Annotated in this window: 7 protein-coding genes; 1 reads left to right on the top strand and 6 read right to left on the bottom strand. The window is 40.0% G+C overall.

Translation table 11 applies throughout. The annotated features are described in order from the left end of the window. Nucleotides 1–211 precede the first annotated feature (211 nt). The 5 genes from ACWICE_RS15690 to spt are packed head-to-tail and all read right to left on the bottom strand — an operon-like array spanning nt 212 to nt 4,654. Complete coding sequence (locus tag ACWICE_RS15690) at nt 212–598, bottom strand: GtrA family protein (RefSeq protein ID WP_454298746.1); 387 nt, start codon at nt 596–598, stop codon at nt 212–214. 3 nt (nt 599–601) lie between these two features. Then, on the bottom strand, nt 602–1,300 hold the full coding sequence (locus ACWICE_RS15685) for a CDP-alcohol phosphatidyltransferase family protein (RefSeq protein WP_185213477.1): 699 nt from the start codon (nt 1,298–1,300) through the stop codon (nt 602–604). 13 nt (nt 1,301–1,313) lie between these two features. Then, complete coding sequence (locus tag ACWICE_RS15680) at nt 1,314–2,312, bottom strand: NAD-dependent epimerase/dehydratase family protein (RefSeq protein ID WP_454298745.1); 999 nt, start codon at nt 2,310–2,312, stop codon at nt 1,314–1,316. Next, nucleotides 2,309–3,430 (bottom strand): hypothetical protein, encoded by a 1,122-nt coding sequence (locus tag ACWICE_RS15675; RefSeq protein ID WP_254529458.1) that lies wholly within the window; start codon nt 3,428–3,430, stop codon nt 2,309–2,311. The genes ACWICE_RS15680 and ACWICE_RS15675 overlap by 4 nt, the downstream gene beginning before the upstream one ends. Nucleotides 3,431–3,442: 12 nt before the next feature. After that, a complete protein-coding gene (gene spt / locus ACWICE_RS15670) occupies nt 3,443–4,654 on the bottom strand; it encodes a serine palmitoyltransferase (RefSeq protein ID WP_185213474.1) in 1,212 nt (403 codons plus the stop codon). A gap of 309 nt (nt 4,655–4,963) precedes the next feature. Between spt and smpB the strand changes: the two genes are divergently transcribed. Then, a complete protein-coding gene (gene smpB / locus ACWICE_RS15665; protein ID WP_185213473.1) occupies nt 4,964–5,419 on the top strand; it encodes an SsrA-binding protein SmpB in 456 nt (151 codons plus the stop codon). On the opposite strand, the gene ACWICE_RS15660 is transcribed toward smpB, so the two are convergent. Then, entirely contained in the window at nt 5,406–6,329 is a 924-nt protein-coding gene (locus ACWICE_RS15660) for a helix-turn-helix domain-containing protein (RefSeq protein WP_454298744.1), read from the bottom strand. The two genes, smpB and ACWICE_RS15660, sit on opposite strands and share 14 nt — an antisense overlap. Between the last annotated feature and the right edge of the window lie 117 nt (nt 6,330–6,446).

Below are 6,446 nucleotides of genomic sequence, written 5' to 3'. Positions count from 1 at the left end.
CGGGTACGCTCCGGCCGGTTTACCTGTTCTCTCCGGACCATTCCCGAACATGCCCCGAACGAGTCCCGAAGGAGAGCCACAAAAAAACACCTCAATTCCAATCCAAAAAGAAACAAAAACCGGTTCCCTCCCCTCCAGCATCCTGAACAAAAAACAAAAAGGCCATCTTGAAATATTTCAAGATGGCCTTTATATCTTATCTATATATAAACTACTGCTTAAATACCCAAAACCTTTGGAGCGTATAATTGAACCCTAAAGAGACAATGATCTCCACTATAAGTTTGGACAGCAGGAAGTGCAAATGCCAGATGTCTACCAAAAGATGGATCCCCAAGGATTTAAGGGTAATGCTACCGACAACAACGATGATAAACTTCCACAGTTGGCTACCAATGGATTTCTGTGTATTCCCAAAGGACCAATACCGGTTGATGGTAAAATTAACAATGGCACCCAAGCTTCCCGAGATCACGTTGGAAAAGGGGGCAGAAAATTTCAGTATCGTATAACAAAACGTGTATATCCCAAAATCAGAAAGTCCGCCAATAAAAGCGGACAGCTGTGCTCTGAGAAATACCCTTAGTTTGTCGGACATGTCTTATTCTTTAATTTCTGTTTCCTTTAGCTTGTTTGCTTTTTCTTCCAGATCCTTTGCATCCCCAAGGTCCAGTAATTTCTTGGTGTCGGTAATATTAATGAAGAACAGGATAATACAGATCAGCAATACCGAATAGTTAATGGAACCAGGAACGATAACTTCCAAGACCATGACCAAACTGATGATGACACGGATTTCGGTCGGGCCTAATAATCCGGCATCGATCGTATACTTGTCGGTGATCCTATACCTCAATTGGGAGATGATCATCGCCCATCCATATAATGCCACCAAGGTAAAGCCAAGGTATTTAAAATCACCGGTTGCATAAAAAACATAACCTAGTCCGATCATCACGGTTGAGATCCAGTCCATGACGATGTCAAGCGCAAAACCATACCATTTACGGGATTTATTCCTATAGAAAGCGATCCTTCCGTCCAAAGAGTCTCCGAACCACTGTACGAAGAAACCTACGATACCCAGGAAAAGGAAATTAATGTTCACATATTCCGCAAGCAAGAAACTTCCCAGGATCATAAAAGAACCGAAAAGACCGATGGCAGTCAGGCCATCAGAAGATATCCATGCGGGGATCTTTGGAACGAGATAGGATATTAACTTCTGTTCCGGATTACTTAAAATATTAGTACGCTTTCTGTCTTGAAAAAGCTTTTTATTAATTTTTTGTCCACTCATTTCAACTGAAAATTTAGAGCCACTTATTTTCTTTATACCAAAATAAACTCTCCTTCAATCCTTCATCCAATTTATATTGGGGATCAAAGTTTAAGTTCTGCATTGCATGTGTTATATCACAACCCCAGTTTTCTGCGGTTAGCTCTCTTAGTCTTTCAGGGTAGATGACGGGAGTTTTGGATGAGTTGCGATATAGTCTTTGTGAGAGTTCGGCAACGCTTTTCACCAGACTTAAAGGAACATGCATTCTGAATAGTCGTTTGTTCAGGACTTCCTTGAAAATCTCAGCCATGGCATATCGGGAATAGACCTCGCCATCACTGATATTATACGTCTGGAGTCCATCTTGTTTTACCATGCAACCTTTCAACAGTACGTCTACAAGGTCCTTGACATAGATAAAACTCAATTTCTGTGGATTTTTCCCGATATAGGGGTCCAATCCTTTGTTCATTGTATCGAAAAGGATAAAAATATCCTTTTCGCGGGGTCCATATACGGCCGTTGGGCGGAATATGGAAATTGGGGCATCGGGATATTTATCCTGAATCATCAATTCAGAAGCTTCCTTGCTCCTGCCATACACCGTCAATGGGCGATATGGCGTTGATTCGGTGATCAATTGGTCACTGGTGTAGGGAATCGGACCGATGGCTGCCAAGCTACTTACGTAACTGATCCTTTCCAAAGGCATGATATCCGCAGTTGCCGCCGACAGAATAGCATCTGTATAGCCAACATTGACTTCCCGCATTATATTTTCATCTTTAGCCTTAGTCATTGCAGCGGCATGGATGATATAATGGTACTGTTCTTTTTCGAAAAGTGCTTTTAATTCTTCCTGATTTCCCAGGTTGGGATAGACAAACTGATCGACATAGGGCTGTATATCTTGGATTTTGCTGGATTTACGAACCGCAGCATGCACCTCAAGACCTAGGTTTTGGGCAGCCTCAACAAGGTGAGAGCCAACAAAACCACTCGCACCAGTTATGAAAATCTTTTTTTTCATATCGCTTTTTCGAAAAGGCGATAGCGCTTATAAAATTCAGCGTTGATCTGTTCAATAGCGTGATTCATGAGGTAGTTGTGGTCCAACATCCAGGAACATTCCGCTTCGACGATTCCCGATGGGATTGCATTCTTGATGATCCGTCCGTAAAGACAGGCTTCAATACCTAATTTCCTGTAATTGTCCAGTACCCCTAACATTAAAACCCTTACAGATTTTACTTTTTTCAAGCCAAACAATAGCTTGAAGATACCGGTTGGGAACAACCTGCCGCGTTTGATCTTGATCTGGATTTCGTTGACATTTGGAATACCTAGCGCAAATCCAATGATATCATCCCCTTTTTCTGCCACAATGCAATACTTAGGGTCAACGATCATTTTCAAATCTTTTGCGGTATGCATAAACTCCTCATCTGTCATGGGAACAAACCCTAGGTTTTTATCCCAGGCTTTATTATAGACTTTCTTGATCTTGTCAGCTTCCCTTGCGAAATCTTTCATGTTGATTTCCCTCAGAATGATTCCAGAACGTTTCAGCCTAGTTTCCAATTTATCCAAAAGGAGAACAGAGCGTTTATTTGAGTTTTCCTTATTTACCAGGTAAGCCCTCAGGTCCACTTTCTTAACGAAGCCGGCAGCTAAGATCAAATCTTGGTAATAAGGAGGATTATAAGGCATCATGGCCATTGGAGGCCTATCGAAACCTTCAACCAAAAGACCCACGCTGTCATTGGTTGACAGGTTGATGGGCCCCACCATATTGTTTGCACCCTTTCCTTTCACCCAGGCTTCAGCAGCTTGGAACAATTTATCGGCAACCTCCTGATCATTTACACAATCAAAGAAACCGAATTGCCCTTCATTTACATTATTAAACTGATTATGGTTTGTATTGTAAATTGCTGCGATCCGCCCGACAATCTTTTCATCTTGATAAGCCAAGAACAATTGCACGGATGAATGCTTATAGAACGGGTGTTTAGCGGGATTCAACATATCATCCTGTGCAACAAAAAGCTCTGGAACATAATTTGGATCTCCTTCATAAAGGTCATGAGGAAAATCGATAAATTTTGCTCTTTGTTTTTTGCTTTCAACAGGAACTATAGTAATCACTTTTATCTGATTTTATTCACTAATAAAACTTTCAACTTCCAATGCTTTGAACACTTTGGTCATTTTCTCGACAGCTTCATCGATTTGATCGAAGGTATGTGTAGCCATCAGGGAGAAACGGATCAGGGATTCTTCAGCAGGAACAGCAGGAGCAACGACAGGGTTTACAAAAACTCCGTCATCCTGAAGCATTTTAGTAACGATATATGTTTTTTCGTTGTTTCTAACGAAAACAGGTAAGATTGGGCTTTCGGTAGCACCAAGGTCAAATCCGTTTTCCAACAACAATTTTTTAGCATAGTTGGTATTCGCCCACAATCTTTCTATATGCTCAGGTTCTGTCTGGATAATTTCCAATGCTTTCAATGTTGAAGCTACAGAAGCAGGCGTCATACTTGCACTGAACATCAATGAACGGGCACGGTGTTTCAAAAATTCTATTGTATCACTGTCTGCCGCAACGAAACCGCCTAATGAAGCCAAGGATTTACTGAAAGTACCCATGATCAAGTCAACCTGGTCGGTCAGACCGAAGTGGCTTGCCGTACCTGCACCGTTATGACCGATTACGCCTAAACTATGGGCATCATCACATAATATTGCAGCATCAAACTCGTTAGCTACTTGAACAAGTTCAGGTAATTTTACGATATCACCTTCCATACTGAAGATACCATCGGTTGCAATCAACTTAAAGCTTTCTTCAGGAAGGCGGGAGATTTTATCTCTCAGGTCTTCGATATTGTTGTGAGCGTATTTAATAACTTTTGAGAATGACAAACGGGAGCCGTCGATAATCGAGGCATGATCACGTTCGTCCAAAAGGATGTAGTCATGACGACCCGTTAAGCAAGAAAGGGGTCCTAAGTTAGATTGGAAACCTGTACTGAAAAGGATAGCTGATTCCTTGCCGACATAATCAGCAAGTTTCTCTTCCAGTTCCACGTGGATATCCAACGTACCGTTTAAAAAACGGGAACCAGCACAGCCAGTACCGTATTTTTCAAGGGCATCCTGAGAAGCTTTAATAATTCGAGGATCGGTCGTCAGTCCTAGGTAAGAATTCGAACCAAACATTAATACTCTGCGGCCGTCAATTTTTACTTCGGTATCCTGTTTAGATTGGATCGGTCTAAAATAAGCATATAAGTTTTTTGACTTGATATCTCCTAACTCGCCATTTAAAAACCGCGCAGTTCTTTCGTTTAATTTTCCCTTGCTCATTCGTCAGGTATCTATTTTCTCAATAATATTTACTTTTTGAACTTTTAACAAAAAACGTCAAAAATCCCACAAAGGTACAAAACAAGTTCTATTCACATAAATTAAATCATGTTTATATTACTTTTTACTACCTTTCTTTACAAAAAATCGACGCAAACATACAAAACTTAAACCTCAAATCATGTTTCATTTGACATATAAATATCATAAAATTAAATTAATATTAAGAGAATGTTTAGTGTATATTACATGGAAATTTTGCAAAATTTCATAAATTCTTACATTTGTGCTTCAATATAATTAATAAAAATGGCAATTTCATCAACGGTTAACATTAAAAACAAACGCGCATCCTTTGAGTATCACCTACTTGACACGTATGTTGCGGGCTTAGCTTTACTGGGTACCGAGATAAAATCCATCCGTCAAGGCAAAGCAAACATCAATGATAGTTTCTGTGCCTTTTTTGAAGATGGCCTTTACATCCGTAACATGCACATTGCTGAATATTCATTTGGATCATTCTATAACCATGAATCCAAAAGAGACCGTAAATTGCTCTTAACCAAGAAAGAGCTGAAGAAATTGCGTGAAAAGGGAGAAGAAAAAGGCTTTACCATTGTACCATTGCGCATCTTCATCAACGATCGAGGTTTTGCCAAGGTAGAGATCGCCCTGGCACAGGGTAAAAAAGATTTCGACAAGCGTGAAACCATTAAAGAGCGTGAAAGTAAGAGAGAATTGGACCGCGCTATGAAACGCTAATATCTATTTTTCGCTGGTAATTACCTGGAGTCATATTTTCCCGAGCCTTGAATAATCGGCTGAAATAATTGACATCGGTAAAGCCACAAGCGTAACAAACCTCCTTAATAGACATATTCGCACTCAGCATTTCCTTTGCCTTCCGCAAGCGTTCCCGAATGACGAGCTCCATCGGAGTAATCCCATATTCATCCTTAAACATCCTAAAGAGCGTAGCCTTGCTCATGTTAGCCTTTCGGCTTAGGTCTTCAATGGTAATTCTTTCCGTTAGGTTTTCCCTAATATATCTTTTCAGGTTAGACATCTCATCATTAGCTGTTGAATGAGGTTCAACCAGTTCGCCTAATTGCTGTTGCTGAATAATCCTAATCAACAGCTCCTTGAACAATAGATCTGCAAGTACATCCTTAAAAGGATCGTCGCTGATCATATTGCTAAATAATTTATTGGTCAAACTTGCCAGTTCATCGGTATTTACCAAATGGAACTTGTTCCAGGAGAAATCCCAAGAAAGGCTATTATTTATTTTAGGGTATGCATTATTCAGGTAATCAATGGTTTCCTCGATTTTATCGGCAGAAATCAACAAGGCCGTACATTGGGTGGGCTCCATTATCTTTGCATCAGGAAAATCAATTTTCATGGATCTATCAGCAGGGAGCACGAGGGTTTCTCCAGGGAGATAATCAAAGGCAGGCACATCTTCGAGGTGCATAATTTTCTTTCCCTTCAGCATATTGATAATGACCATATCATTAAACTGTAGGGGTACCAAGTGGCTCGGTTGATAAGTTTCATACACATTCAACTCAAAATTGTTCAATGTATACGCACGTCTATTTTCAACCAACGTGTTCAATTCCCTCTCCGACGAATAAGGAAGCTCTCGGACTAAATTATTCTTTCCCATACTACTCTATTTTATAATTGGCTGTTAACCAAAAATAAAAAAAAGTAAACAAAATCAAAAAACAAGCTATTTGAAAATATTATGCTATGATTAGCGACGATAATGCTATATAAAAAA

The organism is Sphingobacterium sp. NPDC055346 (genome assembly GCF_053645235.1).
This window is presented reverse-complemented; position numbering and strand designations above follow the sequence as displayed.

Bases quoted from the DNA above. Each gene is read 5' to 3' on its own strand.
- spt (WP_185213474.1), bottom strand. From the start codon at position 4,654: ATGAGCAAGGGAAAATTAAACGAAAGAACTGCGCGGTTTTTAAATGGC.
- ACWICE_RS15680 (WP_454298745.1), bottom strand. From the start codon at position 2,312: ATGAAAAAAAAGATTTTCATAACTGGTGCGAGTGGTTTTGTTGGCTCT.
- ACWICE_RS15660 (WP_454298744.1), bottom strand. From the start codon at position 6,329: ATGGGAAAGAATAATTTAGTCCGAGAGCTTCCTTATTCGTCGGAGAGG.
- ACWICE_RS15690 (WP_454298746.1), bottom strand. From the start codon at position 598: ATGTCCGACAAACTAAGGGTATTTCTCAGAGCACAGCTGTCCGCTTTT.
- smpB (WP_185213473.1), top strand. From the start codon at position 4,964: ATGGCAATTTCATCAACGGTTAACATTAAAAACAAACGCGCATCCTTT.
- ACWICE_RS15685 (WP_185213477.1), bottom strand. From the start codon at position 1,300: ATGAGTGGACAAAAAATTAATAAAAAGCTTTTTCAAGACAGAAAGCGT.